The sequence below is a fragment of the Neorhizobium sp. DAR64872/K0K18 genome (assembly GCF_050500175.1).
Taxonomy (GTDB): Bacteria; Pseudomonadota; Alphaproteobacteria; order Rhizobiales; family Rhizobiaceae; genus Neorhizobium; species Neorhizobium soli.
Genome location: NZ_CP191446.1, coordinates 1,365,262 through 1,390,891, shown reverse-complemented (window position 1 = coordinate 1,390,891; position 25,630 = coordinate 1,365,262). Strand labels below are relative to the sequence as shown.

The 25,630-nt window shown below is 59.4% G+C and carries 23 protein-coding genes and 2 tRNA genes; 9 read left to right on the top strand and 16 right to left on the bottom strand.

Annotated features, from left to right (window positions below):
* Positions 1 to 15 precede the first annotated feature (15 nt).
* The 5 genes from ACQY1P_RS12130 to ACQY1P_RS12110 form a co-directional block, all read right to left on the bottom strand.
* On the bottom strand, positions 16 to 858 hold the full coding sequence (locus tag ACQY1P_RS12130) for a segregation and condensation protein A (RefSeq protein ID WP_371816173.1): 843 nt from the start codon (positions 856 to 858) through the stop codon (positions 16 to 18).
* 31 nt (positions 859 to 889) lie between these two features.
* The gene (nagZ, locus tag ACQY1P_RS12125) at positions 890 to 1,906 is read right to left on the bottom strand and encodes a beta-N-acetylhexosaminidase (RefSeq protein ID WP_192076816.1); all 1,017 of its coding nucleotides are present in this window, start codon (positions 1,904 to 1,906) and stop codon (positions 890 to 892) included.
* Between the two features lie 78 nt (positions 1,907 to 1,984).
* Positions 1,985 to 4,729, bottom strand: coding sequence for an SPOR domain-containing protein (locus tag ACQY1P_RS12120; protein WP_430256456.1), 2,745 nt, complete (start codon positions 4,727 to 4,729; stop codon positions 1,985 to 1,987).
* Between the two features lie 212 nt (positions 4,730 to 4,941).
* Entirely contained in the window at positions 4,942 to 6,699 is a 1,758-nt protein-coding gene (argS, locus tag ACQY1P_RS12115) for an arginine--tRNA ligase (RefSeq protein ID WP_113110972.1), read from the bottom strand.
* Between the two features lie 63 nt (positions 6,700 to 6,762).
* Positions 6,763 to 7,983: a deoxyguanosinetriphosphate triphosphohydrolase gene (locus tag ACQY1P_RS12110; protein ID WP_430256455.1), complete on the bottom strand. Its 1,221-nt coding sequence runs from the start codon at positions 7,981 to 7,983 to the stop codon at positions 6,763 to 6,765.
* Positions 7,984 to 8,169: 186 nt separating this feature from the next.
* Here ACQY1P_RS12110 and erpA point away from each other — a divergent pair, with 186 nt between their 5' ends.
* Both erpA and xth read left to right on the top strand, forming a co-directional pair.
* Entirely contained in the window at positions 8,170 to 8,499 is a 330-nt protein-coding gene (erpA, locus tag ACQY1P_RS12105) for an iron-sulfur cluster insertion protein ErpA (RefSeq protein WP_062580337.1), read from the top strand.
* 95 nt (positions 8,500 to 8,594) lie between these two features.
* Entirely contained in the window at positions 8,595 to 9,404 is an 810-nt protein-coding gene (gene xth / locus ACQY1P_RS12100; protein ID WP_113110974.1) for an exodeoxyribonuclease III, read from the top strand.
* Positions 9,405 to 9,459: 55 nt separating this feature from the next.
* Here the strand turns inward: xth and exoR are convergent, their stop codons facing one another.
* The 6 genes from exoR to ACQY1P_RS12070 all read right to left on the bottom strand — a co-directional run bounded on the left by exoR (position 9,460) and on the right by ACQY1P_RS12070 (position 17,547).
* Positions 9,460 to 10,254, bottom strand: coding sequence for an exopolysaccharide production regulator ExoR (exoR, locus tag ACQY1P_RS12095; RefSeq protein ID WP_062457569.1), 795 nt, complete (start codon positions 10,252 to 10,254; stop codon positions 9,460 to 9,462).
* A 475-nt stretch (positions 10,255 to 10,729) separates the two neighbouring features.
* Positions 10,730 to 11,965, bottom strand: coding sequence for an OmpP1/FadL family transporter (locus ACQY1P_RS12090; RefSeq protein ID WP_092662102.1), 1,236 nt, complete (start codon positions 11,963 to 11,965; stop codon positions 10,730 to 10,732).
* Between the two features lie 376 nt (positions 11,966 to 12,341).
* Positions 12,342 to 15,257, bottom strand: a complete 2,916-nt coding sequence (locus tag ACQY1P_RS12085; RefSeq protein WP_430256454.1) for a valine--tRNA ligase — start codon at positions 15,255 to 15,257, stop codon at positions 12,342 to 12,344.
* A gap of 120 nt (positions 15,258 to 15,377) precedes the next feature.
* Positions 15,378 to 16,328 (bottom strand): DUF2497 domain-containing protein, encoded by a 951-nt coding sequence (locus ACQY1P_RS12080; protein ID WP_430256453.1) that lies wholly within the window; start codon positions 16,326 to 16,328, stop codon positions 15,378 to 15,380.
* Between the two features lie 241 nt (positions 16,329 to 16,569).
* Positions 16,570 to 17,217 carry a protein-L-isoaspartate O-methyltransferase family protein gene (locus ACQY1P_RS12075; protein WP_092662098.1) on the bottom strand — a complete coding sequence of 216 codons (648 nt, stop codon included), beginning with the start codon at positions 17,215 to 17,217 and terminating at the stop codon, positions 16,570 to 16,572.
* Positions 17,218 to 17,349: 132 nt separating this feature from the next.
* Positions 17,350 to 17,547, bottom strand: a complete 198-nt coding sequence (locus tag ACQY1P_RS12070) for a hypothetical protein (protein WP_430256452.1) — start codon at positions 17,545 to 17,547, stop codon at positions 17,350 to 17,352.
* 308 nt (positions 17,548 to 17,855) lie between these two features.
* Here ACQY1P_RS12070 and ACQY1P_RS12065 point away from each other — a divergent pair.
* Positions 17,856 to 17,929, top strand: a tRNA-Cys gene (locus tag ACQY1P_RS12065).
* A gap of 194 nt (positions 17,930 to 18,123) precedes the next feature.
* Here ACQY1P_RS12065 and ACQY1P_RS12060 read toward each other — a convergent pair.
* Together ACQY1P_RS12060 and ACQY1P_RS12055 are read right to left on the bottom strand one after the other, a co-directional pair.
* Positions 18,124 to 18,312, bottom strand: a complete 189-nt coding sequence (locus tag ACQY1P_RS12060) for a hypothetical protein (protein ID WP_430256451.1) — start codon at positions 18,310 to 18,312, stop codon at positions 18,124 to 18,126.
* Positions 18,313 to 18,451: 139 nt separating this feature from the next.
* Positions 18,452 to 19,147 carry a hypothetical protein gene (locus ACQY1P_RS12055; protein WP_139283852.1) on the bottom strand — a complete coding sequence of 232 codons (696 nt, stop codon included), beginning with the start codon at positions 19,145 to 19,147 and terminating at the stop codon, positions 18,452 to 18,454.
* Between the two features lie 308 nt (positions 19,148 to 19,455).
* Between ACQY1P_RS12055 and ACQY1P_RS12050 the strand changes: the two genes are divergently transcribed.
* A complete protein-coding gene (locus tag ACQY1P_RS12050; protein ID WP_156461831.1) occupies positions 19,456 to 19,632 on the top strand; it encodes a hypothetical protein in 177 nt (58 codons plus the stop codon).
* A 797-nt stretch (positions 19,633 to 20,429) separates the two neighbouring features.
* On the top strand, positions 20,430 to 21,071 hold the full coding sequence (locus tag ACQY1P_RS12045) for an exopolysaccharide biosynthesis protein (RefSeq protein WP_062580325.1): 642 nt from the start codon (positions 20,430 to 20,432) through the stop codon (positions 21,069 to 21,071).
* Positions 21,072 to 21,134: 63 nt separating this feature from the next.
* Here the strand turns inward: ACQY1P_RS12045 and ACQY1P_RS12040 are convergent, their stop codons facing one another.
* Positions 21,135 to 21,398: a PGPGW domain-containing protein gene (locus ACQY1P_RS12040; protein ID WP_062457597.1), complete on the bottom strand. Its 264-nt coding sequence runs from the start codon at positions 21,396 to 21,398 to the stop codon at positions 21,135 to 21,137.
* 181 nt (positions 21,399 to 21,579) lie between these two features.
* On the opposite strand from ACQY1P_RS12040, the gene ACQY1P_RS12035 reads away from it, so the two are divergent.
* A tRNA-Asn gene (locus tag ACQY1P_RS12035) sits at positions 21,580 to 21,654 on the top strand.
* Positions 21,655 to 21,884: 230 nt separating this feature from the next.
* Here ACQY1P_RS12035 and ACQY1P_RS12030 read toward each other — a convergent pair.
* Positions 21,885 to 22,169 (bottom strand): hypothetical protein, encoded by a 285-nt coding sequence (locus ACQY1P_RS12030; protein WP_113110978.1) that lies wholly within the window; start codon positions 22,167 to 22,169, stop codon positions 21,885 to 21,887.
* 331 nt (positions 22,170 to 22,500) lie between these two features.
* On the opposite strand from ACQY1P_RS12030, the gene ACQY1P_RS12025 reads away from it, so the two are divergent.
* On the top strand, positions 22,501 to 22,743 hold the full coding sequence (locus tag ACQY1P_RS12025; protein WP_062457603.1) for a DUF982 domain-containing protein: 243 nt from the start codon (positions 22,501 to 22,503) through the stop codon (positions 22,741 to 22,743).
* A gap of 83 nt (positions 22,744 to 22,826) precedes the next feature.
* Here ACQY1P_RS12025 and ACQY1P_RS12020 read toward each other — a convergent pair whose 3' ends face one another.
* A complete protein-coding gene (locus ACQY1P_RS12020) occupies positions 22,827 to 23,378 on the bottom strand; it encodes a cupin domain-containing protein (RefSeq protein WP_244476155.1) in 552 nt (183 codons plus the stop codon).
* A 401-nt stretch (positions 23,379 to 23,779) separates the two neighbouring features.
* On the opposite strand from ACQY1P_RS12020, the gene ACQY1P_RS12015 reads away from it, so the two are divergent.
* The gene (locus ACQY1P_RS12015) at positions 23,780 to 24,817 is read left to right on the top strand and encodes a cysteine synthase A (RefSeq protein ID WP_430256450.1); all 1,038 of its coding nucleotides are present in this window, start codon (positions 23,780 to 23,782) and stop codon (positions 24,815 to 24,817) included.
* A gap of 24 nt (positions 24,818 to 24,841) precedes the next feature.
* Positions 24,842 to 25,579, top strand: coding sequence for an alanyl-tRNA editing protein (locus tag ACQY1P_RS12010; protein ID WP_174196762.1), 738 nt, complete (start codon positions 24,842 to 24,844; stop codon positions 25,577 to 25,579).
* Positions 25,580 to 25,630 lie beyond the last annotated feature (51 nt).

The following is a 25,630-nucleotide window of genomic DNA, read 5'->3' as shown; positions in this document are numbered from 1 at the left end:
CGTCCTCGATCTGGCTCATTCGGCTGTCCCTGCCTTTAGAGGCAACGTCTCGGCCTTCGGCCGTCCGGGTCCCTTTCTGAGATAGATTGTCTGGAAAGCGCCATCCTGGCGGATCTCGAGCTGTCCTTCGCGCACCAGTTCCAACGAGGCGGCAAAGGCGCTGGCAGTCGCAGTGACGCGATCCTGTGGCGGCAGATACGGCAGAAGGTACTGCTGCAGGGCCGTCCAATCGCCGATCTCGCCCAGCATGCGGTTGAGAAGGTCCCTCGCCTCAACCAGCGACCAGACCTTGCGGCGTTCGATCGTGACATGGGTGATGGCGTTGCGCTGTCTAAGATTTGCGTAGGCCGACAACAGGTCGTAGAGCGATGCGTCATAGGCCGACGGCCTGTGCTGCGGGATATGCTCCGGTGCCCCACGTGCAAAAATATCGCGACCGAGTCGGTTACGGTTGACGAGCTGGGCGGCTGCATCGCGGATTGCTTCCAGCCGTTTCAACCGGAAGGCAAGCGTTGCCGCCAGTTCCTCGCCGGTCGGGCCGTCGTCGATCTTGATCTGCTTGGGGATCAGCAACCGCGACTTCAGATAGGCGAGCCAAGCTGCCATCACGAGATAGTCGGCCGCCAGTTCGATCCGAACGCGCCGCGCGCTGTCGACGAATGTGAGATACTGCTCGGCGAGTGCCAGGACAGAGATCCGCGACAGATCCACTTTCTGGCTGCGAGCAAGATGCAGCAGAAGATCGAGCGGTCCCTCGAAGCCCGCGACGTCGATCACCAGTGAAGGATCATCGATCGCCCGCTCGGTCACGTCCTGCCACATCTTGTCCATCGGAATGGCATTTTCAGCTTTTGTCATCGCCATTCCGATCCGTCTTCACTGTCGGCGGTCAGGCGACCCCAATCAGTCCGTGGAATTCGTCGCGAAGCGTGTCTTCCTGTGCATCATCAGCAACCGGGAAACCTTGCTCCACCGCTTTGGCACGTCGAAGCGCCTCGCCGCCAAGCGGGATCGCCTCATTCACCACTGCCCTCATTTCGTCCATCAGGCCGTTGCAATGCAAGACGATATCACAACCGCCCCCAACGATTCTCGCCGCGCGCTCGCCGATCGTGCCCTTTAGGGCGTTCATCGAGCTGTCGTCGGACATCAGCAGGCCATCGAAGCCGATATGACCGCGAATGACATCCTCGATAACTTTCCGAGAAATCGTCGCCGGCTCTTCCGTGTCGATCGCGGTGAAGACGATATGCGCGCTCATCGCCATCAGCTCGTTCTTGAGCGCCACGAAGGGCAGGAAGTCATGCGCTTCGAGTTCCGCCCGCGATGCCGATACGACCGGCAGTTCGTGATGCGAGTCGGCCAAGCCGCGGCCGTGGCCCGGGATGTGCTTCATCACAGGAAGCATGCCGCCGGCCTTGAGGCCATCGGCCGCAGCCTGCCCCATCTCGGACACCGTCTTCGGATCAAAGCCATAGGCCCGGTCGCCGATGACGTTGCTGGCGCCTTCCACCGGTACGTCCAGGACCGGCAGGCAGTCGACGTTGATGCCGAGCTTCATGAGATCGAAGGCGTGCAGCCGCGACATCAGCCATGCGGCGCGCAAGCCCATTTCACGGTCATTCTTGTAGAGAGCCCCCAAGGCGGCGGCTGACGGATAACGCTCGATCATCGGCGGACGGATACGCTGAACGCGGCCACCCTCCTGGTCGATCAGGACAGGCGCATCCGGGCGGCCGACGGCGTCGCGCATGGCTGCAACCAGATCAGTGATCTGGGCCGGCTCGACACAGTTGCGGGCAAAGAGAATGAAACCCCAGGGACGCTCATCCCGGTAGAGCAGGATTTCGTCCTGGGTAAGCTGCGGGCCGCTGGAGCCCAGGATCATCGCTTTCGATTCGGTCATGTTCGATCCTAGAATGCTGGGAGCAGAATAGAAAACGGGGCGCTGTGCGCCCCGTTCGATGGTTTCTCGTCAAAGATCTCAGCGAGCGACGAGGCAGGTGCCGCCGACACCGCGATACTTTTCGCAGAGTGCTACGGCTTCCGTCTTGCTGCCGGCCGGGATCCGAACGCGATAGAAGGTACCCTTGCCGGCGATTTCAGCAGCCTTGATATCGACCCCACGCCCGCCGATCACGTTGCCGAACTTCGACGACAGGTTCTGGTAAGACCTCTGAGCGTCAGCCTGGGACGGCAGCGATGCGATCTGAATGACGTAGCCGCCCTCGCCGACCGACGCGACCTGTGCATTGACAGCGCCAGGAGTTGCCGAAACCGGCTGAACCTGTGCTGCGGGAGCGCGAACGTTGCCCTGATCGCTGACGGATGCGACGACATTGACCGGCTGCTGCGAAGGACGAACCTTCGGGACCGGCGCCTTCGCGACAGCAGCAGGTGCCGAAGTGTCCAGTGGCGCCATAGTGGCTGCCGTCATCGGCGCAGACGCCGGGATGATTTCGGCAACCGTGCTGGCAGCAGGTGCAGATGCGGCGATCGCAGCGGCCGGAGTGACTGGCTGGGCCAGTTCCGGAGACTTCACCGAAGCCGCCGGCATCTTGCCTGTATGCGCCGCAGCGAGCGCCGGAGCCGGCACTTCCTGTTCGACGAGCTTCCCATCCGGACGCACGATCATCGTCTTTACCCGACGCGGCGTAACGGTGAGAGGATCCTGTCCGCCCGTCGAAGCAACCTGCTGGCCCTGATCGGGTAGCAGACGTGCATCCTGGGTCTCGCCGGTATCGGTCGGATCGATATCGTTTTCGCCTTCGAGCGGAAGGCTTTCCGGCATCAGCGTCTTTTGGACGACATCGACCGGCTGCTCTTCGCTGGAGATCAGCGCTTCCTGCTTCGGCGTTTCGGATGCAGCGCCGGCAACGCGGTCGTAAACAGCCTTGTCCTGATTCGGAACGGTCTTGCCACCCGGATTTTCCGGGACAACCTTTACCGGATCGGTATCGGCTGCGATGACGACCGGCTCGCCGCCCATCATCCGCGAAGGTCCGCTACCCAGCATCGTGTAGGCACCTGCGCCGGCAACGACCAGGACGCCGACAACGGCGATGGGAAGAAGCCACGTCCGGGACGCCGACCGGGGCGAACGCTGGTCGAGGTCGTTTTCGTATCCGTTGAGATCGCTGTCATGGTCGTTGGCCGGAAGCGGCGCGACAAGGCTGCGACGGAAGTCTTCTTCCAGGGCCCGCTCGAAATCGTCGAGGTCGGGGTAAGCGCTGCCCGATGTCTGCCGAGGCTGCTCTGGGAAATTGCCGGCAGCGACGGAAGCCGGGGCAGCCGCCTCCTGATGCCGCGGTGCCGGAGCAGTCTGCGACGTCGGGTTTACCAAGAGCGCCGCGAGTTCTGCATCGATATCGATATCGTACTCGGACGCGTAGGCAGGCTCTTCTTCCGGCTGCTCGACTGGCAGGTCCGGCACATTGAGATCGGCGATCGCCTCGACATGCTCTTCCGATTCGGAAATCATCGCCGCATCGAACGGCATCTCTGCTTCGACGACGGCGACTTCTTCTTCCGGCTCAGGCGCTGCTGCAACGATGGGTGCTGCTGCAGCCGCGGGCGTCGAGACGGCGGCAGGGATTGCCGCGGCAGGTGCCACCGGCTGAACGGAGTTTTCCGCCACCACGATGTCGGCTAGATCGAGTTCGAGATCGTCAAGCGCCAGTTCGAAGTCTTCGTCGGCGAAAGGATCGAAGTCATCTGCCAAGTCGGCGACGGATGCCGCCTGCTGAACAGTCGGCGTTGGAACCGGCGTCGGGATCACGGGCGCCGCCACAGCGGCAACGAACGGAGCGACGGCGATTGGCTGCGGCTTGGAGACCGGAGCCTGCGGCAGTTCGAGTTTCGGCTCGGCGCGAACAGTCGCAGGAGCTTCCTGGCTGACCGGGAAACGGGCAACGTCATAAACCAGCTCGTCAAGCGGCGAAAATTTCTGCGCCTCCAAAGAGGGCTGGACGACCTCTTTCACAGCGACCGGTTCAGCAGCGCGAGGCTGTTCAACCGGGGACGCAACGGCCTTGGGCTGGACAACCGGCGGCTTTTCGACGGGGCGTTCCAGCGGCGTGACACCGGCATTCAGACCGAAATTCGCAAGCGGCATGCGGAAGCCCGGCGTGTAACCGGTGCTCTTGCGGGGTTCAGCCCGAACAGGCTCCGGCGCCGAAACCATGGAAGCTGCGACGACTGGCTCGGCTGCAACGGCGAACGAGCTCTCCAGCTCAGCGGCCAGATCGAAAGCGTCAACCGACGGTTCCTGCCTGGACTGAGTCGCAGGCTGATAGTCATCGGCGCCCTCTACCTCCGCACGGAGTGTCGGAAGGCCATGGAAATTTGACGGGTCGAAATTCGGCTCGGCCGGTGCACGGTGAGCATCGACGGCAGGGGAAACAGCTTCCGCCTCCGCAGGTGCTGCACCAAACGGATCGACGGAGAATTCCGGAGCATCGAAAGGGTTGAGATCTTCCTGCGTCTGCGACACCACCGACTGGACCGGCTGTTCGAAAACCGGCTCGCGTTCGATGGGAGGCTCATAGGCAGTAGAAGGCGCAGCCTGATAGCCGTGATCGACCGGCAAAGGCGCCTCCACGCGGGAAGGCTTGGCGTCGAGCGGGATATCGTTGACCGGATCGATCCGCGGAGTATCGTATTGCTCGAATTCCCGCAGCAACTCGTCTTCGAGATTGAAGGCCGGCTCGCGGCGGGCAGATGCCGCCATTGACGCAGAACCCACGGAAGGGGCAGCCGGATTAGCGACTGTCCGTTCCTCGTAGCCTACGATGCGAGCGAGCTCTGCCAGAGGATCGCCGTCAGCAAAAAATTCCGGGGCGTCATTCCGGCTACGCGCTAGGTTGTTGTCCGCCATTCGCTCGTCCACTCACCACCATTACAACTCATCTGCCAGTGCAATGTGGGGAAATGAGGGCGTTTCTACCGCATTTCCTCAGGTGCCGCTGTACCTGTGATTGCAAGTCCCGACTTCAGGACACAGGCGACTGCGTGCACCAGTCCAAGCCTGGCAATGCTCAATTGTCGGTTTTTATCGTTAACAAACCGTAATTCCGGTTGGTCCTTGCCCTTATTCCAGTGAGCATGGAAGAAACTGGCCAGATCATAGAGGTAAAATGCGAGCCTGTGCGGCTCCTGGGCCAGAGCTGCAGCTTCGACGATTCGCGGATATTCCGCAAGCTTCGCGACCAGCTGAAGCTCGCTCTTGTCGGTGATTTCGCCAATGTTTTCAGCGAAATCGAGCGCCTCGGTATCCAGACCCGGAAACGCCTCCCTTGCCTGGCGGAAGATCGACATGCAGCGGGCGTGGGCATACTGGACATAAAAGACAGGGTTGTCTTTCGACTGCTCGGTCACCTTGGCAAAATCGAAATCGAGCGGCTCCGAGCTCTTCCGGTAGAGCATCATGAAGCGAACTGAGTCGCGACCGACCTCGTCCACGACGTCACGCAGGGTCACGAAGTCGCCGGAGCGCTTCGACATCTTGACCGGCTCGCCGTTGCGGTAAAGCTTGACGAGCTGGCAGAGAAGAACAGTGAGCTTTGCCTTGCCTTCGGAGACGGCGCGCGCCACGGCCTCGAGCCGCTTGACGTAGCCACCGTGGTCGGCACCGAGCACGTAGATCATCTCATCGTAGCCGCGGTCGAACTTGTCCTTGAAATAGGCAACGTCGGCGGCGAAATAGGTGTAGCTACCGTCCGACTTGATCAGCGGACGATCGATATCGTCGCCGACTTCGGTCGAGCGGAACAGCGTCTGGTCGCGGTCTTCCCAGTCTTCGGGAAGCTGACCCTTCGGCGGCGGCAGCTTGCCCTTGTAGACATGGCCCTTGAACGTCAGATCGTTGATCGCTGCACGGATGCGCTGCGCGCCGTCCGCATGCAGCGTGCGCTCGGAATAGAACACGTCGTGATGCACGTTGAGGGCTTCGAGATCTTCGCGGATCATGGCCATCATCGCGTCGATGGCCTTCTCCTTGACGATCGGCATCCACTCGTCTTCGGGCATGGCATGCAGCCGGGGACCGTATTCAGCGGCCAGAGCCTGCCCGACCGGGACGAGGTAGTCGCCCGGATAGAGGCCAGCCGGAATCTCGCCGACTGCTTCGCCCAACGCCTCGCGGTACCGGATGAAGACCGAGCGGGCCAAAACGTCGATCTGGCTGCCAGCGTCGTTGATGTAGTATTCCTTGGTGACGTCATAGCCGGCAAAGGCCATCAGATTGGCGAGCGCATCGCCCACGACAGCGCCGCGGCAATGACCGACATGCATCGGCCCCGTCGGATTGGCCGAGACATACTCGACGTTTGCCTTGCGACCGGCACCGACATCCGAGCGGCCGTAGTCCGTCCCTTGCGCAATCATCTTGGCGAGCATCTGCTGCCAGTATCCGGTGGAAAGCCTGATATTGATGAAGCCGGGACCGGCAACGGAGACTTCCGAGATATCCGCGTCGCCACGCAACGCTTCGGCGATGATCTCGGCGAGCGCGCGCGGGTTGGTGCCGAGAGGCTTGGCAAGCACCATCGCTGCATTGGTCGCGACGTCGCCATGGCTCTGATCGCGCGGAGGCTCGACCGTGAGGCGTCCGAAATCAACCGCACTTCGATTTTCTCGAATGATTTCGAGAGTTTCTAGCGCGTTCTTAATTCTATTGTCGAATTCGGCAAAAAGATTCATATGTTTACATCCGCTCAAAGTGTTTTGGGCGGGCCCCTCGAAGCCATTGGTGTCGGGCAGGCCCTAGCGCAAATCAGGAGTCTGGTCAAACAACTCGGCATGGACGCGGGTTGCGTAGGTGTCGGTCATACCGGCAAGATAATCTGCAACGTGGCGCGCACGGGCCGCCTCCGGGACGCCGTTCATCTGCTTGACCCAGTAGTGGCCTTTCATCAGCGCCGGGTCGTCCATGTAGCGATGGAACAGGTCGACGACGATCTGCGAGGCGCCGGCCCGGATGCGCATGATTTCGGGGTGCCGGTAGATCCGGGAGAACAGCACTCGTTTGATCTGCTTGTCGGTCTGCGCCATCTCGTTGGAGAAGGTCGAGATCACCCTTCCCGCCATGCGCACATCTTGTGCGCTCTCGGGTGCAAGCTCTCTAAGGTTCTTCTGGGAGACCGCGATAACGTCCTCGACCATGTGGGTGATCTGGCGGCGCGTCACTTCGTAGGCAAAGCGGGTCGGGTCCAGATTGGGGTATTTCGTCCTCACTTCCTGCATCAGTCCGGCGAGGAACGGCACCTCCTCCAGCATATCGAAAGTGAGCAGGCCAGAGCGAAGCCCGTCGTCGATATCGTGGGTGTTGTAGGCAATGTCGTCGGAAATCGCCGCGACCTGGGCCTCCAGGCTGGCATAGCTCGAAAGCTCGAGATCGTGCAGGAGGCAGTAGTCGCGGATCGGCTGCGGCAAAGGACCGTGGGAACCCTCGCCGCCGTCGGCCATCATCAAAGGGCCATTGTGCTTGACGAGACCCTCAAGCGTTTCCCATGTCAGGTTGAGACCGTCGAACTCCGCGTATCGCCGCTCAAGCTTGGTGACGATCCGCAGCGACTGGGCATTGTGGTCGAACCCGCCATATGGCTTCATCAGCTCATCGAGCGCATCCTCACCCGTATGTCCGAAGGGGGTGTGGCCAAAATCGTGAACGAGCGCGACGCCTTCTGCCAGGTCTTCATCCAGCTTCAGGGCACGGGCCAGCGCGCGGGCCACCTGCGCCACTTCGATCGTATGGGTCAGCCGCGTTCGGTAATGGTCGCCGTCAGGACTGATAAACACCTGTGTTTTATGCTTGAGCCTGCGAAACGCCGTCGTATGGACGATACGGTCACGATCGCGCTGAAACTCCGAGCGCGTCAGGCTGCTCGCTTCGGGAAACAGGCGGCCCCGCGAGGCCCAGGGATTGGATGCATATAACGCACGCTCGCCCCCACCGAAACCAAGTACCCCCGTATCGATCGCCATAACCGTCCTTAATGCCTCAAGCGTGCCTGCGTGTTGTCGTGTATGGGTACGCCCCATTGACGCGCCGTTCAGGTCTTCATACCTATAGTGTTGCCGTGTGCAACGGCAGTGACATCCATCTTCGAGTTATCAGGGTGCCTTTACCCAAGACTCACCGGGCCTTTACCCCGGCAGGAGACCATTGAAATGACGATGAACGTAACTCTCTCCGATGCTGCAGCCAAGCGGATCGCCCAAATCGTTGCGGCAGAATCCGAAAAGCAGTCTCTGCGTGTTTCTGTTGAAGGCGGCGGCTGCTCCGGTTTCTCCTACAAGTTCGACCTCGCGGGCGCGCCGGAAGCAGATGACGTGGTGATCGCCAACGGCGATGCCAAGGTGCTGATCGACAGCCTGTCCATCGTCTACATGGAAGGTTCAGAGATTGACTTCGTCGATAATCTGCTTGGCCAGTCATTCCAGATCAAGAATCCGAACGCGGTCGCAAGCTGCGGCTGCGGTACCAGCTTCTCCATCTAAGATCTTCCGGTCGTCCTGATCAGATTGCCACTCGACCCTTCCCATCAGCTTGTCTTTCGCTAAAAGGATAGGCTGAAGACGGAAGGACGACTGCAATGAAGATTGCCACCTGGAACATCAACGGCATCAAGGCGCGGATTGATAATCTGCGTCAGTGGCTTGCCGACTCGTCGCCTGACATCGCCTGCCTCCAGGAGATCAAATCCGTCGACGAAGGCTTTCCGCGGCTCGAGATCGAATCGCTTGGCTATCATGTCGAGACACACGGCCAGAAGGGCTTCAACGGGGTGGCGATCCTGTCGAAGATAAAACCCGACGAAGTGATGCGCGGTCTACCCGGTGCCGTCGGTCCCGACGGACAAATTGACGAGCAATCGCGCTACATCGAATGCGTCTTTTCCGTTCAGGGCGGCGTGATCCGCGTTGCGTCGATCTACCTGCCCAACGGCAACCCGTCCGATGACCCGGTCAAGTACCCGTACAAGCTTGCCTGGATGGAACGGCTGCGGCTGCATGCCCAGCAATGCTTGGCACTCGAGGAGCCGCTGATACTTGCCGGCGACTACAACGTCATTCCCGAGCCGCACGATTGTTTCGATCCGGCCGCATGGGCGACAGATGCGCTCTTCCTGCCGAAAACGAGGGCGGCATTCCGTGCGCTCGAAAATCTTGGCCTGACGGACGCCGTTCGCGCAACCACGGATGCCGCCAAGCTCTATACGTTCTGGGATTATCAGGCGGGCGCCTGGCAGAAGAACAACGGCATCCGCATCGATCATCTGATGCTGTCGCCGGAAGCTGCCGACCGGTTGAAGGCGACTGTCATCGAGAAGCATGTGCGCGGATGGGAAAAGCCGTCCGACCATGTCCCGGTCGCCGGGATTTTTGATTTCGCGCCGGTCTGAGCGATTATTGTCCCTGATCGTCCGGAACTAACAGGAAGCAGCCAACGCCGCTTCCTCAGTCCATACCCTTGGCAAACTCATGCGACAGCGCGATCGCACCGCGACGGTCCTCCTCGCTTGCCATTGAAAAAGCCTGCTCCTGCAAGGGCTCCATCCAGATACAGTCCTTCGTGCTGCACTTGTCGAGTGCAGCCGTCAGGAAGGCGAGACCGCGGACCGTCTGTCCCTCGTCGAACAGGATGTTGCCGAAAACGGCCATGGCGCCCGGATGGCCGCTCTTGCGGGCCTGGTTCAGCCACTTCTTCGCCTGCTGAAGGTTTGGCGATCCGCCCTCGCCTGCAAGAATCATCTTGGCAAGCTGGAACTGCGCCTCCGCGACACCGAAGGTCGAAGCGACCTGAAAATAGATCTGCCGCGCCTGGGCAAGATCGGGCTTCACCGGTGTATCGGGGATGCCGCGGCGATAGTAGGTCGCAAGCGACAGAAGCGCGTTGACAAAAAAACCGGTATCTTCCGAGCCGGGTTCGACGCCCTGCGTGGCGATCTCGTTATAGATCTTGAACGCCTCGAGATCGTTTTTCGTGACGCCATCGCCGAAGGCGTACATGTTCGCCAATGCCCAGCGGGAACCGGTATGTCCCTTCTCGGCGGCATAGCGATACGCTTCGACCGCGTCTTCCTTCTGGCCGTTCTTGTAGGCCTTGAAGCCAAACTTGAAGAGGTCGAAGGGACCCGATTCCTTGGTCACGCCGGATTGGATGTCGAACGCAGCTGCCGAGCCCACCACAGCCGAGGTGAGCGACACGCCAAGAAGCAATACTTTCATGGACACAATGCCAAACTTCGACATGTTTCAGTTTCTTCCCATACACCCGGAAGTCATAGAGCTTGCCATCTCCGACCGATTGCACGGCCCGATCAGCCAACCGGCGATCAGCGAGACGCCAGCTATCGCTGCCGTTCTAGAATGAAAACTGTACGTCCCGTTTTCGGCAAGAGTAGGACCTGCCGGCAAAACGCGCCGAAGTTGTGCGCGGCGATCCGATCCGCCTGCGACAACGCGGCCAAAGCCCCGTATTCTATTGAAAAACCCGCCCATGGTACTCCAATTCACACGCGCCGCCCCCGCGGTCCGTGTCCGTTATTCCTTTACCGCTGCTCCCTGTTTGTGGCGGGAAATGGACAAAATCTCCGTTGTTCGCCGACCCGCTCATCGTGGCACAAGACTGTTGCCAAATCGTCACAAATTCGGAGGGGTCGGCGAAAACGCGCCACAAACGAAAAAGCCCGGCTCGAACCGGGCTTTTGCTAATTAGTAACTGTTTTCAGAACTTTACCTTCAACGACGTAGAAAGTGCTGCAACCAGGTCGCTATCGTATTCGTAGCTCGCTTCGTCGCCGACGGGGATGCCGTCAATGGACGATGCACTGGACTCCCCACCCGTCAGGATGCCGAGCACGCCGCCAAGGCGAATCTCGACGTGCTGGGTCGGGGCATAGGAAACGCCGGCGCTGAATAGCCAGGTATCTGTCTGCGTTCCGAATTCCTGCGACGTGCCGCGATCCCAGGTGAGGCTCAGAGCCCCACTCCACTGTTCGTTGAACTTGTGGCCGATGCCGCCGGTGATCGTCCAGCCGTCGCGATAGCCGAGATCGAGCGATGTGATCTCCACACCGTTGTTGTAGAACGGAATGCGCTGCAGCTGGCTCCAGTCGGTCCACTTGACCGAACCGAAAGCAAGCCAGTCCGGTGCGATACCCGACTGAAGCTTCAGCTCGAGGGCATCTGGCATAGCAGTCGAGCCCTCAACCGGCACGACGGTACCAGCGTAGACGCTGCCTACCGGGACCTGCGTCAGATCGACCGTACCGGTGACCTCGTCGAGCTTCACCTGGCTATAATACATCAGGCTCGCGCGGAATGCGTATTCCGGGATTTCGTAGGCCGCACCGGCACGCCAGCCCCAACCGTCGCCTTCCAGGTCCAGACGACCAACACCGCTGAACGCGAAGCCAAGCGCTTCAGGGGCGATCAACAGCCGTTCCTTGAAGCCATCCATGCGCAGATAGTTCGCGCCGCCGATCAGGCGAAGCTGGCCTGGGCCGGCATCGAAGCGGTAGGAACAGGTGGCTGCGTAGTTGTCGCTGTCGACCTTCGTCTCGATGTTGTCGTTGGCACCCGCCCAGTTGGCGCCAGGATTGGTATGCGCACCATAGGGCTGAGAATAGTCGAACATGCAGTCGACGGAATCGCCAATACCCGCCTTGATGCCGATCCGCGGCGACCAGTAGCTCTCGCTGTCGTCAGCAGTGCTCGAATAGGAATAGCCTGGTGTTGTGCTGAGGTTGCCGTCCGGTCCGGTGATGGTGTCTTGCGCGTTCTTCAGCTTCCGCTGCGGCATGACGTAGGTTGCCGTCGCTTCGGCGGCATAGGGCGACCTGTCAAACAGAAGGTCGATATTGTATCCCCCACGTTCCAGTCCGCCCGCTAACGCCGGCGAATAAACGCTCCATCCAGCCATAAGAACAAAGGCGCCCTTGGCGATGTAATTGCTTTGCATCTCGTCTCCCACTCCCAGGCAAGTCATTGAGACAATTCTAAATACTCTGCCCAAAATAACAACTTTCGGCTGTCCCCGATCTTGCGCTGCAAAACGGTCGCTAATTTACGTAAGCGGAGGAACAATCGCCACCGAATCGGTGGTTGGGAACAAAATTACCTAATCTGGGGCCGTACCGTAGCTGGAATTAGAACACCATCCCGCATGGGCGCGGCGATGTGACAATGCGGCAACATTGCGGCTTTCTCCCGTTGTGCATGTGCACGCAAACGGAACTTCCGGGTCGAAGCACAGCAAAAAGCCGCGGTCACAGGACCGCGGCTTTCAGAGATTCGTTCGCTGGCGCCGGCCTAGAGGCTGGCGGAGACCTTGGTCATCAGCCGGCTTCGATGACCCGCTGCAGAGCGATCTTGAGGCTTTCGAGCTGAACTTCCAGCTCGGCATGGCGCTCCCGGTCAGCGGCAACCACGTCCGGATCGGCATTGGCAATGAACTTCTCGTTGGAGAGCTTCTTGCCGAGACGGTCCTTTTCCTGCTCGTTCTTGACGATCGCCTTCTCGATTCGGGCCTTCTCCGTGCCGAGATCGATCAGGTTGCCGAGCGGCAGACAGGCCGTCGCCTCGCCGACGATGATCTGTGCCGCACCCTTCGGGGCGACGTCAGCTGTCGAGATGCTCTCGACACGCGCGAGCCGGCAGATTGCCGCCTCGTGACGCGCGAGCCGCGACGAGGTGACCGCATTGGCACCAACCATGATGAGCGGTGCTGTCGCCGATGGCGGGACGTTCATTTCGGACCGTGCAGAGCGGAGACCGGATACCAGATCGACAAGCCAGTTGATCTCGTCGGCAGCGTCAGCGTCCGCAAAACCGGAGACCGGCCACTCGCCATGGGCGAGCAATCCGTCACGGGCTGCCGTGTGAGCCCAGAGCTCCTCGGTCATGAACGGCATGAACGGGTGGAGAAGCGCGTAGCTCTGCTCCAGGACATAGGCCATGCAGGCCTGCGCCTCGGCCTTGGCGGCTTCATCCTCGCCCATGAAGATCGGCTTCAACAGCTCGACATACCAATCGCAAACCTGGTTCCAGACGAAGCGGTAGAGCGAAGCGGCAGCCTCGTTGAAGCGCTGCGTCTCGATCGCGGTGGTAACGTCAGAAACGGTCTTCGACAGTTCCGTGAGGATCCAGCGATTGACGGTCAGCTTCGCATTCTCAGGATCAAAGCCCGCATCACGCTTGACGCCGTTCATCTCCCCGAAGCGCGTTGCGTTCCAGACCTTCGTGCCGAAGTTGCGGTAGCCGGCGATACGGGCCGGATCGAGTTTCACATCGCGACCCTGTGCCGCCATGATGGCCAGCGTGAACCGCAGCGCATCGGCGCCGTATTCGTCGATCAGGTCGAGCGGATCGATGACGTTGCCCTTCGACTTCGACATCTTCTGGCCGTTCTTGTCGCGAACCAGCGCATGAACGTAGATCGTGTGGAACGGCTCGACAGGCTCGCCTTCCGCATCCTTAATGAAATGCATGCCCATCATCATCATCCGGGCAACCCAGAAGAAGATGATGTCGAAGCCGGTGACGAGAACGCTGGTCGGGTAATAGCGCTCCAGTTCCGGCGTCTTGTCCGGCCAGCCCAGCGTCGAGAAGGGCCAGAGTGCCGACGAGAACCAGGTGTCGAGCACGTCCTCGTCGCGGATCAGGATCTCGCCAGGCTTGAAGTTCTCGAGCTTCTCCTGAACCCAGGCCTTCCATGGGCCTTCGTGTGCCAGATAATGCTGGATGGCCGCGTCGAGTGCTTCTTCCTCGGACTTTTCGACGAAGCACTGACCATCAGGACCGTACCAGGCCGGAATCTGATGTCCCCACCAGAGCTGGCGCGAAATGCACCAGGGCTCGATATTTTCCATCCAGTCGAAATAGGTCTTTTCCCAGTTCTTCGGGACGAAGTTGGTGCGGCCTTCGCGAACCGAAGCAATCGCCGGTTCTGCCAGCGTCTTGGCGTCGGCGAACCACTGATCCGTCAGCATCGGCTCGATGACGACGCCGGAGCGGTCGCCGAACGGCTGCATGATCTTCTTTGCCTCGACATACGGAATGTCGTTGCCCTCGCTGTCCTTGACGGTAACGGCAAGGCCTTCGGCATTGATCGTCTCGATGATCTTCTTGCGGGCGACCATGCGGTCGAGGCCGCGATACTCTTCCGGAACCAGATTGATCTCGTCGATATCGGCTTCACCCGGCAGTTCGCCGGACTTGGCGATCTCCAGCGCCTTGGCCGCATAGACAGAATAAGCGTCGCCATCGTCGCGCATCGAGGCGGTGGTATCCATCAGGCGATAGAGCGGGATCTTGTTGCGCTTGGCGACCTGATAGTCGTTGAAGTCGTGCGCGCCAGTGATCTTGACCGCGCCCGAGCCGAAATCCGGTTCCGGATATTCGTCAGCGATGATCGGGATCAGGCGGCGATGCTCCTTCGGGCCGACAGGGATTTCGCACAGCTTGCCGATGATCGGCGCATAGCGCTCGTCCGACGGATGGACGGCAACCGCACCATCACCCAGCATGGTTTCGGGACGCGTCGTGGCGATCGAGATATAATTGCGCTCTTCGGAAAGCACGATATTCCCGTCCGCATCCTTCTCGACATAGGTATAGGTCTCGCCGCCGGCCAGCGGGTATTTGAAGTGCCACATGTGGCCTTCGACTTCCCTGGACTCGACTTCAAGATCGGAGATCGCCGTTTCGAACTTCGGATCCCAGTTGACCAGCCGCTTGCCGCGGTAGATCAGGCCTTCCTTATAGAGCGTGACGAAGACTTCGAGAACGGCCTTGGACAGACCCTCGTCCATGGTGAAGCGTTCGCGCGACCAGTCGCAGGATGCGCCGAGGCGCTTCAACTGGTTGAAGATCAGGCCGCCCGACTCTTCCTTCCATTCCCAGACGCGTTCGACGAAGGCCTCGCGGCCCATCTCGCGACGGCCGGGAAGCTTTCGCTCGGCAAGCTGGCGCTCGACAACCATCTGCGTGGCAATGCCCGCATGGTCCATGCCCGGCTGCCACAGCACATCCTTGCCGCGCATGCGCTCGAAGCGGACCATGATATCCTGCAGCGTGTTGTTGAGCGCGTGCCCCATGTGCAGCGACCCGGTCACATTCGGCGGCGGGATGACGATGGTGAAGCTTTCCGCACCAGGCTTTGCGTTGGCACCGGCACGGAAGGCGTCCGCATCGTCCCAGGCTTTGGCGATCTTCGGTTCGACGGCGGCGGAATCGTAGGTCTTTTCGAGCATTTCCTGACCCGTTTTTCTTTTTGAATGAGATGGTGCGGTGTTAAAGACGTGGAGGCCGTGAAGTCAATAAAAAAGCCGCCCCGTGTGGAGCGGCCCTTTATGACAGGCATTGGAGGCGATTTAGCGACGCGGGCCGCGGGCAACGCGCTCGATTTCCTCGCGCACGAGACGCTCCACCAGTGTCGGCAGGTTGTCGTCCAGCCATTCCTGCAGCATCGGACGCAGCATTTCCTGCGCCATATCCTCGACAGAGCGACGCTCGAGACCATCGAAGACGGCTGCAAGTTCGTTGAACGATTTTGTCACCTGCGCGCCCGCTTCGACCGAAAGGAGCGTTGCAGCGGCCTCCTCGATCATCGCAGGAAGATTTTCCTGTTGAGCCGGTTGCGCCTTCGGTGCCGGCTGTTCGACCGGCTCGGACATCTCCGGCTGCTGCGCGACTGCCGGTTGCGGCTTCAGCGCTGGAATGGGCGATGGTCCTGCAGGCTCGACGTCTTTCGCCATAGGGGTCTCGATCGGCTTGGATACCATTGCCGCAGGCCTTGTTTCGAGAGGGGCGATGGTGTCACGCAGCGCGACGTCGGCAAAGGCCGAGATTGCAGCGGATGCCTTCTCGGCTGCGGGCATCGACAGGCGCGGCGCCGGTGCCGGGCGGCTCATCGCATTTTCCTGCTGGCGGGCCGAAGCGGCGCGGACGCGGGCCGCAACGTCGGCAAGCGAGAGCGAGCGCTCACCCGATGATGAAATCTCAGGGTCGACTGTCGATGCGGAAACAGGCTTGGGTGCGTCGTTTGCGGATGCGGGGGCGTAGGGTTCCGACTGGAACGGCATCGGGGCCGGTGAATGGGCACGAAGAGGAAGGCCCGGGTCGTTTGCAGCGACGCCAGCGGCAAGATCGGACGCAAAGTCCGTATCGTCGATATCGTCGATCAGATCGTCATCCGCATAGGGCGAACGCGATGCCTGATCTGGTGAACCCTCGCCGACCGGCTCGTTGCTTTCGATGATCCGGCGGATCGAAGCCAGGATCTCTTCCATTGACGGTTCACGCGCTACACTTGGCTGAGCCATTTTCATCCCCGTTCTCGCCGACTGGGTGCCAGGTCGGCAGACGACCTCTTTTCAAAGGTCTGATTCGTTTTCACTTTACGAACCTCGTCTCGCGATACAACGACGGGCGCATCAACGACTCTAGCGATACACAGATTTGTTGCCGACGTGAATCCCCGCTGCCGATTTGTATCGCGCTGGAAAAACGAAAAGGAGGCCAAGGCCCCCTTTCTAAACTTCGCAAACCGTCAGCAAGCCGATTTTAGAATACGAAATCCTTCGCGCGGCGAAATCCCGGCAACGGTTTGATCGACGCGTTGAAGTGAGCGCTTTTTGACAGTGCACCCTGCTCTTTGACGAAGAGCGTCGCCTGCGCGGCATTTCCGTATCCGAGAACAGCGACCAGACGCCCGCCATCCTTCAACTGCGCACTAAGTTCAGCCGGCACGTCTTCGATCGAGCCAGCAATGAAGATGACATCGTAAGGGCCCTGATCCGAAACGCCTTTTTCCATGTCGCCCGTGACGACAGTCACGTTGTGGGCGCCCGCGAGGTTGGCGATTGCCTGCTCGGCGAGCGCTTCATCGGATTCGATCGACACGACCGATTTCGCGAGAAGCGACAAAAGCGCAGAAATGTATCCGCTGCCTGTGCCGACCTCGAGCACCGTATCCGACTTGGTAATTGCAGCCAGCTGCAAAAGTTTGGCCAGAGGCGAGGCTTCCATCAGGAAGCGACCGGGACAGATTTCAACATCGTTGTCGATATAGGCCAGTGACTTCGACTTCGTCGGAACAAAGTTTTCGCGCTGTACCGTGAGAAACGCCTGAAGCACGGAATGTGCCGTCACGTCTGTCGTGCGGATCTGGTTCTCGACCATCTTCACACGGGCTGCTTCGAAATCAATCATGTCACCTGCCTCACAGCGCCGGCGTACCGGCCAATCCTTCAGCCGTGTTACTTGCCTCTCGCTGCGCTTTCAAGATAGCGCGCGCGTCGATTGGAAAAAACACGGTGATGCAGGCGCTCGTGCAACTCTTGCTTAGTGCAGGATAAGGGTCGGAAGCTCGCGCTTCTTGGCGAGGACGACATCGTGTCCGTAGGATTTGCGCAGGCTATGGCTGCGATCGAATGCCAACTGCTCGGCACCACTCAGATGAAAGGCTCCATCTGCAAACGTGCCAGTCGCATCATCTTCGGTGACGGGTCTGTAGAGTGCGGTGATCAATCGGTTCAGCATTTTTCACTCCCTGGGCTTCGCTCACTAAAGTCGGAAGAGCTCGGTTCCGTTCCCCTGACCGCGAGGAATATTCGTGAAATATTTACCATAGGATCAACACAGCCAGATGACGCGAACACGCTGCATACAGCCTCCCCCGCAGGGGTATCTTCCGAGGACGCCGCGTTTTGCAGGCGCCCTTCATCACCGGTACAGACAGGCGCCGCTGACGAAGTGGATAAAAACGTCGAGGATTGAACAGAAGGGTATTGCACCCATCGGAGATTCGTTCTAATTCGGCGCCACCACTCGCTTTTTTAGCATCGGATGGCCTCGTGGCGGAGTGGTGACGCAGAGGACTGCAAATCCTCGTACCCCGGTTCAATTCCGGGCGAGGCCTCCATCCCTTTCTCGATATATCGCAATGGGTTAGCATCGGCGTCAGCCGATCGACACGATCTGTCCGATCGCAACCGGTCGCGCACATTCCTCGATGTTATTTAGGTATTGCGACTGGTGCACGAGGACGCCAGCGGATCTTCTTTCACGCCCGCCAGCCTTCCGCCAATTCGCGACTGAAGCTGTCGCCTGCCCGGATCAGCCCACCGGCCGCACCAGTTCTTCGACCAAGCCACGATACGCCTCTGCGGCCAGTTCCAACTCCGCGATGAGGGTCTCGTTCGATGTCATCTGCGTCCTGAACCCGCTCGTGGTCAGCCACTCGATGTCCGCACGAAGGATTTGGATAGTGTCTTTATAGCGTTGGACGCGATTTTCCGGCTGCATGTTCGGCTCCTGTGAACCGGAACAACTACCGCGCTTTGCGTTCGAGGCAATAAGCGGGATGCCAGAGACCGGACGTTTATCGGCACCGGTCGCTGGTTTGTGTCAAGAATTCAAGGATTGGGCGCGAAGCGTGATGATGTCAGAGAGCAGACGCCGCTGCCGGCTTGCGTCCCCTGGCTGCCGCGGAAAGATCGATCGAGCTTATGGTCGCCACCAGGAACATGACCGGAATGCCGAATTCCAGCACTTCTTCGACGATACCCAACAGAAGATTGGTGTGATCGCTGACAATGACGCCAAAAGGCGCAAGCTTGCGATCCAGCCCATCGATCGACTTGGACACAATGGCAAGACCGATCGCCGCGATGATGTTCCAAGCCCAGGACGCGCGATACCTGACGCCGGAGAGAAGCTCAGGGCCGTTGCGAACGATCAGCCGGAACGCGACGGTTGCCACGAACAGGATCACCAGAACGCCAAAGACGCGCTCGACAGGTTGCGCCATGTTCGTCAGGTAGAGGTTGCTCTTGAGCATGCCGACACTGGTCAGCCGCTTGTCGAGGTCGAGTTCTCGCCCCATCATCAACAGCATGATGGCCGCAACCTGCCAGTCCCGCCGCCATATGTCGCCGGTGCGCGTCCACAGCCACACCATTGCGGTATAGGCGTAAAGAAGGGCCGTCGAAATCTCGAGCGCGCCGGTTTCCTTCGTCAGTGCTGTCGTAAAACCGTTACTCGCAAGGTCTATAGCGAACAGAACGGCAGCCCCGACCAATGCCAGTGTCAAAAGATACCAAGGACGGGAAGTAACAGCGTAGGCGTGGTGTGGGAGCATTTCAATTCTCAAAATTCATGTCGACGAGTGTTGATTGAGGGCGTGGACCGCTTAGCGGACCGCTGACCGGTGCCGTGCGCGCCGATTCTGGATGAAAACGGTCTACTACTGGAGAAGCCGGTAGTCCATGTTTTTGACGGCGGACAGATTCTGCTCGGCCCCTGTTTCCAAGGAAACCGGCAAACCCGAAAAACTGTCGAGCAGTCCTTCACGCCGTTGATTTATTGCTTCTATTAGCAAATTTCCTTTACATTTCTGCAGGCGCGTCTATTTCCGGCCCCTCACGGAATGATCGCAGCGAGGCCGATTTGAAGGATGATCCCGCCACACAACTCGCAGATATTGCGCGGCAACTCGCACTGCTTGCGGAGGCAGCCAAGGCATTGTCGCAGACGCCGCTGGTGGAACTGTCCGGTCAGCTTCTGCCGGCCGGCCGCGACAAGCCGGACGAGCCCAAAACCCCTCTCCCAAACAGCATCAATTAGACTTGAACGGCTCGTATCGGACAAGCTTGCCGTGATCACATGGTCGCGCAGCGGTATGGGGTCTGCGCGGGTGCCGAGAGAGCCCCGCCCATAGCATCGACACGATGCCGCAACATTTCACGATCGGGTCGTAACCAGATATTAACGTTCCTCCATAGGGCTGCGTTAAACTATTTGTCCTAGAAATAGGCAGACGGCGATGTTGCCGCCATACCCTTGTCAGAGGATCGCCATGACGGCGATGGTTCGATATGAAGCTCTCATCTTCCGACGCCGTCATGGCGTTCACGACTATTATATCCCTCGTCAGCATAATTTATGTGGGGCATCTTTTCGTTGCCCTGTTTTGACGGTCTCACCGAGACACGCTGACTGACGGCCTCTCCTCGTCCCCCACAAGCCGCACGCTCGCCCTGATCAACATTCTCGCTCACGGATCAAAATCGTGTTAGAGTGTCTGAAGTCAGGTGTGGGAGACATCTGGCGGCTTGGGTAACGGGAAGAGGAGACCGTTATGCAGTATCTCGATTTTGTAGCCGCGTTGAATCCATTCGTTTTGTGCACTCTTGCTGTCGTGGTGGCCTGCGGCCTCTACGACCGCTGGGCGCAACCGAAATAGTGGATTGCATGCGCAGCCGGGAAATCGCGACGCGTTGCTCGTGTCAATAACCGGTACATCTGGAGGCGGCTTGATGGTCGACTGACGCGCCGCGCGTCGCGCGAGTTCGTTTTGTTGCCTTTGAGTTGCTTGTTTCTGCTGTTATTCAGACTGCATTTCTTATGATAGAGGTGCAGCTTTGCAGGATAACGCGGAATTCGAAGATACATCGGCAGGTCTCAGCGAAACGCTGAGGAAATTGATCGGTCGGATTGACGGCGGCACCGTGACGCTGCGTCAGTTGATGGATGGCGTCGGTGAACAGGGTCTTCTGCTGATCTGCGCGGTCACATCCCTCCCCTTTCTGCTGCCCGTTTCGATCCCGGGTGTTAGCACCGTGTTCGGCGCGGCCATCATAATGATCAGCATTGCTGTGGTGCTGAACCGGATGCCTTGGCTTCCTCGTGCGATTCTCGATCGGGAACTCGACAGCGCAAAGCTGGTGCCGACCCTTGAGAAAGGTGTGAAAATCGTCTCCAGGCTCGACAAATATCTGAAGCACCGCATGGCCGGCATCACGACCGGGCCCATTGCCAACAGGGTCAATGGCCTCGCAATCACGTTCGCCGGTGTGCTGCTGATGTTTCCGCTCGGCCTCATCCCCCTGTCCAACACGCTGCCCGGCATTGCTATTCTGCTTCTGTCGACAGGCATGGTTCAGCGGGATGGTCTCGTCGTTCTCGGCGGTTATTTCTTCAACCTTGCAACGATCGTCTATTTCGGGGCGCTTGCTTATGGCGCGTTCGCCGCCGGCCAGGGCCTGGCGTCACTCGCCGGATAAGACCCATCCCGGGAGAAGCTCTCGCACCAGGCAACAGCTTCTCCCGGTCTGGTTGACGTCATGTCATTTCCGAAGCGAAGCTGCTTGTTTCTCGCGGCGCCTGCGACCCCACCAGACTTCCAGGCGACGACGACGACGTCTGACGAAAGCGAGATCCTGCGACAGGATCAAGATACCCAGCGGCACCATCCAGAAGCCCAGAATCGGCAGGAAGCCCAGAATGCCGCCGACGATAAGAACGGTTCCGATGCAGAGCCGCGCCACGCGCGAGCGCGGCATCGGAATGGACCGCCCTGCGATGAAGAGACGACCCTGCCCCGGATCCATTCCAAACCGCCTGCCTTGAGGTTTTTCCACCACGTATACGGCTCCAACTAAACGCTTTTTTGTAGGGGCGAGATGGGGATGCATGGGGATAAAACAAGCCGGACCTAATTTTTTTGAAAAAACCGCTTGGCAAATGCGTGAAGCATTTGTATTACCCCGCTCACACCGCAAGCGCGGTTGTTCCCTGGTAGCTCAGCGGTAGAGCATTCGACTGTTAATCGACAGGTCGCCGGTTCGAATCCGGCCCGGGGAGCCAAATTCTGCGATAAGCGCCTGTTTTTGTTGATCCGTATCCGAAGACAGGCGCTTTTCCACTTCCCCTATTTTGACAGAGCGAGAAAGCAACTTGATATCGCGAGCGGTTTCGCGTTCGGGGATGTGTAACGCTGTTGCGTGCAGTTCCACTGCTAAAGAAGCAAGCCGGTCGCGATCCGCCAAGTTGCAACGTGAGCCTTCTGTTTGCTCGCGCTCATCTCAAAGTCGTCTTCACTTCTGATCCGAGGGTGCGGGCGTGCCGGGAAGCGCATTTTCGCGGGATGGGGCAGCCGGCGTATCGTAATGCGTGCCCTGCGGATCGGGCGGCACACTGTTGGCGGTCGGAGCCTGCGTGACGCCGATGCTAACCGCGACGCCGACGGCGATCGCAACTGCCAAGCCGGCCAACGGAATCAGAGAGCGATGTCGGCTCTCCTTGTAGGAACCGTACGCAAGTGCGAGCCCAAGCATTGCTGCTCCGCCTGCGACGACGATAAACCATATGTAATTAGCCATTATTTTTCCTCCTGAAACCAGAACATGCGTATCTGGCCGAAGTTCCGCGTCCAGCGGAGACGCCTGAACCGGCGCGACTGTTGCCGGCAGATGCCGCCGGACGTCGCGAGTGACGACAGTTGGTCTCGTGCCTTGAAGTGAGCAGAGACTGGCTGATTAGATCGCGTACGTTGGGGCGGTGTCACGACGCCCCGTCCCTGGGCACAGTGCCCGGCGATGCCGGCCCTTAAATGCTCCCAACACACATCCGAACCCGGAAAATCCGCTTGTCCTAATGGAACATTGCGCTAGGCTGGAGGTAGAGGACAGTTGACTTAGGGAGGAGACAACTATGCCGCAGCCGAACTGGCAAAAACCGGTCAAAGTCGCGTTTGGGAATCTTGGGACCGAGGTAATCAATGGGCCATCCGAGGCCCTCATCCTGCTACTGGACCACTGGCCGGATCTTCGGGGTCCGCATTTCGTGCGGGCGCGCAGTGCCTGCCGGGCTGCCCTCGACGGCCGTCGTTCGCCGGAGGACGCACGACAGTTTTTCGAGCAGGCCGTGAGCGAAGCGCAAATGCACGTAAACTGATTGGTCTGACTGCTGCGTTTTCAGTTCTGGCCGATTGACGAATGGTTGACCGCGAACCAACCATTCGATGACAGTGTTCGGCTTTAAAGTCCGATCATATCGCCCATGAGCTGGATCGGCGATCCGCTGAGAGCGATCGGTGCAAACAGGACGGAAAAGCAGACGCACGGCCCCGAATCACCAACGATCGGCCGGTGATCGAGCGTCTCGTCAGCGACCGATATGTCGCCCTGCGTGAAGTTTCCGCGGTGATCGTGGAATTCGCCTTCGATCACCAGCGTGAGTTCGAGACCGTTGTGGCCATGGTTTGGAAGTGCCCTCCCAGGACGGGCCCAGAGAAGACTTGCTTCCACGTCGGGCGACCGCTCGATAATATGCTCGCGCAGTCCCGGCAGCTTGCGCCGCCACGGAATAGAGGTCAGGTCTTTCCCCGTATAACCGCGCAACAGGGCCGGCAACTGGGAACCTTGCTCCGGTGGCAACACGCTCCATGCCGGCGGGTCCGATCTGACAATATCGCTGATGGCCCTGTCTCGAAATTCACGGGACAACGTCTCATCGCAGGTCATGTCTTCCAACCCATCGCCGGCCAGTCGTTGAAGGGCATCGACAAGCTGGGCATTGGGTTTCTGCATCTGCAGATGAGAACCTAACAAGACGTGGGCTGCCTTTGGCAGAGAGCCGGCTACGTATTGCGAGATCAGAAAATCGACTCTTTCAATATTCAGATGCATAAACTAAGCCGCAATCGTTGGCGTGAACGAAATTCAGTTCTCAAAATCAATGCCATCAGGTCGAATCGTCTGAAACCAAAACCGAGCGCTCCACTCTGCGTAGTGCAGGGCGAAGGATGTATTATACAGTTGCATCCGAGCCATGTCGATAAACCTGCCGGTATTGTCCGGTAGATGACAGTCCTCGGTATGCGGGGGCGATCCCATCGCGCGCGACACGCGGAAAGGATTTTCTTGGCGCGGATGCCTTGCCCGCCGAATGCAGCCTGATTACATGATCCTTGAAAAAGAAGGCATTTCCCATGGCAATACAATCTTCTGTTCTCGACCTCATCGGCAATACGCCGCTCATCAGGCTGGCGGCTGCATCCGATGCAACCGGATGCGAAATTCTCGGCAAGGCCGAATTTCTCAATCCCGGTCAGTCGGTCAAGGATCGCGCGGCGCTCTATATCATTAGAGATGCCGAGAAGAAGGGGCTTCTGAAGCCGGGCGGAGTGATCGTCGAAGGGACCGCCGGCAATACCGGTATCGGTCTGACCCTGGTCGCAAAGGCATTGGGGTATCGAACCGTCATCGTCATTCCAGAGACCCAGAGCCAGGAGAAGAAGGACGCGCTGAGACTGATGGGCGCCGAGCTCGTGGAAGTACCAGCCGTTCCCTACAAGAACCCGAACAACTATGTGAAGGTTTCCGGTCGCCTTGCCGAGCAGCTTGCCAAGACGGAGCCTGCGGGCGCGATCTGGGCAAACCAGTTCGACAATGTTGCCAACCGGCAGGCCCATATCGAGATGACTGGCCCGGAGATCTTCGAACAGACGGGCGGCAAGGTGGACGGCTTCGTGTGCGCAGTCGGCTCCGGCGGTACGCTGGTCGGTACAGCCATGGCGTTGCGGGCGCTTAAGCCCGGCGTCAAGATCGGCATCGCGGATCCGGAAGGCGCGGCACTCTACGAATTTTATGCGCACGGCGAGATGAAATCCGAGGGAAGTTCGATCACCGAGGGCATCGGTCAGGGACGTATCACCGCCAATCTCGAAGGGTTTGCGCCTGACTATTCCTATCGCATTTCGGACGCTGAAGCGCTGCCGATCGTGTTCGATCTGATTGAGAACGAGGGGCTTTGCCTCGGCGGCTCTTCCGGCATCAACATCGCGGGCGCGATGCGCCTCGCGAAGGATCTCGGCCCCGGCCATACGATCGTGACGATCCTTTGCGACTACGGCAACCGCTATCAGTCCAAACTCTTCAACCCGGATTTCCTGCAGTCCAAGGGCCTGCCGGTTCCGGGCTGGCTCACGAAGAAGACCAAGATCGATATTCCGTTCGAAACCGTCTGAAACCGACCGCAGAGAACAGAACCGATGGCAACTGAACTCCTCTATCGCGACGACTTCTATCTCTCGACACTGGAGGCGGTGGTTACCGCGATCCACGAGGATGGCGGCATCGAATTCGACCGCACCTGCTTCTATGCGACATCTGGGGGGCAACCTGGTGATACCGGCAGTCTGGAGCGCGCCGACGGAACCAGGATCAAGCTTGGCCAGACACGGCACGGCGAGACGAAGGACATCGTCGTCCACGTTCCGCTGGAAGGCGAACCGCGGCCGACGGTCGGCGAAACTGTTGTCATGCATGTCGACTGGGACAGACGGCACAAGCTGATGCGGATGCATACGGCCTGCCACCTGCTGTCGGTCGTCTGCTCCTACCCGATCACCGGTGCCGCAGTTGGCGAAGACGAATCGCGTGTCGATTTCGACATGACGGCCGTGATCGACAAGGACGAGGTGACCGCCGGCTTGATGGATCTCGTCACGCAGAACCATCCGGTCTACCTGCAATGGATCACCGACGCGGAACTGGCGGCCAATCCCGGCATCGTCAAATCGAAGAACGTCCGGCCGCCGGTCGGGCTCGGACGCGTCAGCCTTGTCTGCATCGGCGAGGATTCGAGCGTTGACAGCCAGCCGTGCGGCGGCACACATGTGGCAAACACCGGGGAAGTGGGCGCTATCCACATTTCCAAAATCGAGAAAAAGGGCAAGGAAAACCGTCGCTTCCGGATCCGGTTCGGCGATATCGCCACGGATGCCTGAAGACACTCGTTTGTCCGGACCGGTTTCTCACCGAATACCGCGTTTTATCAA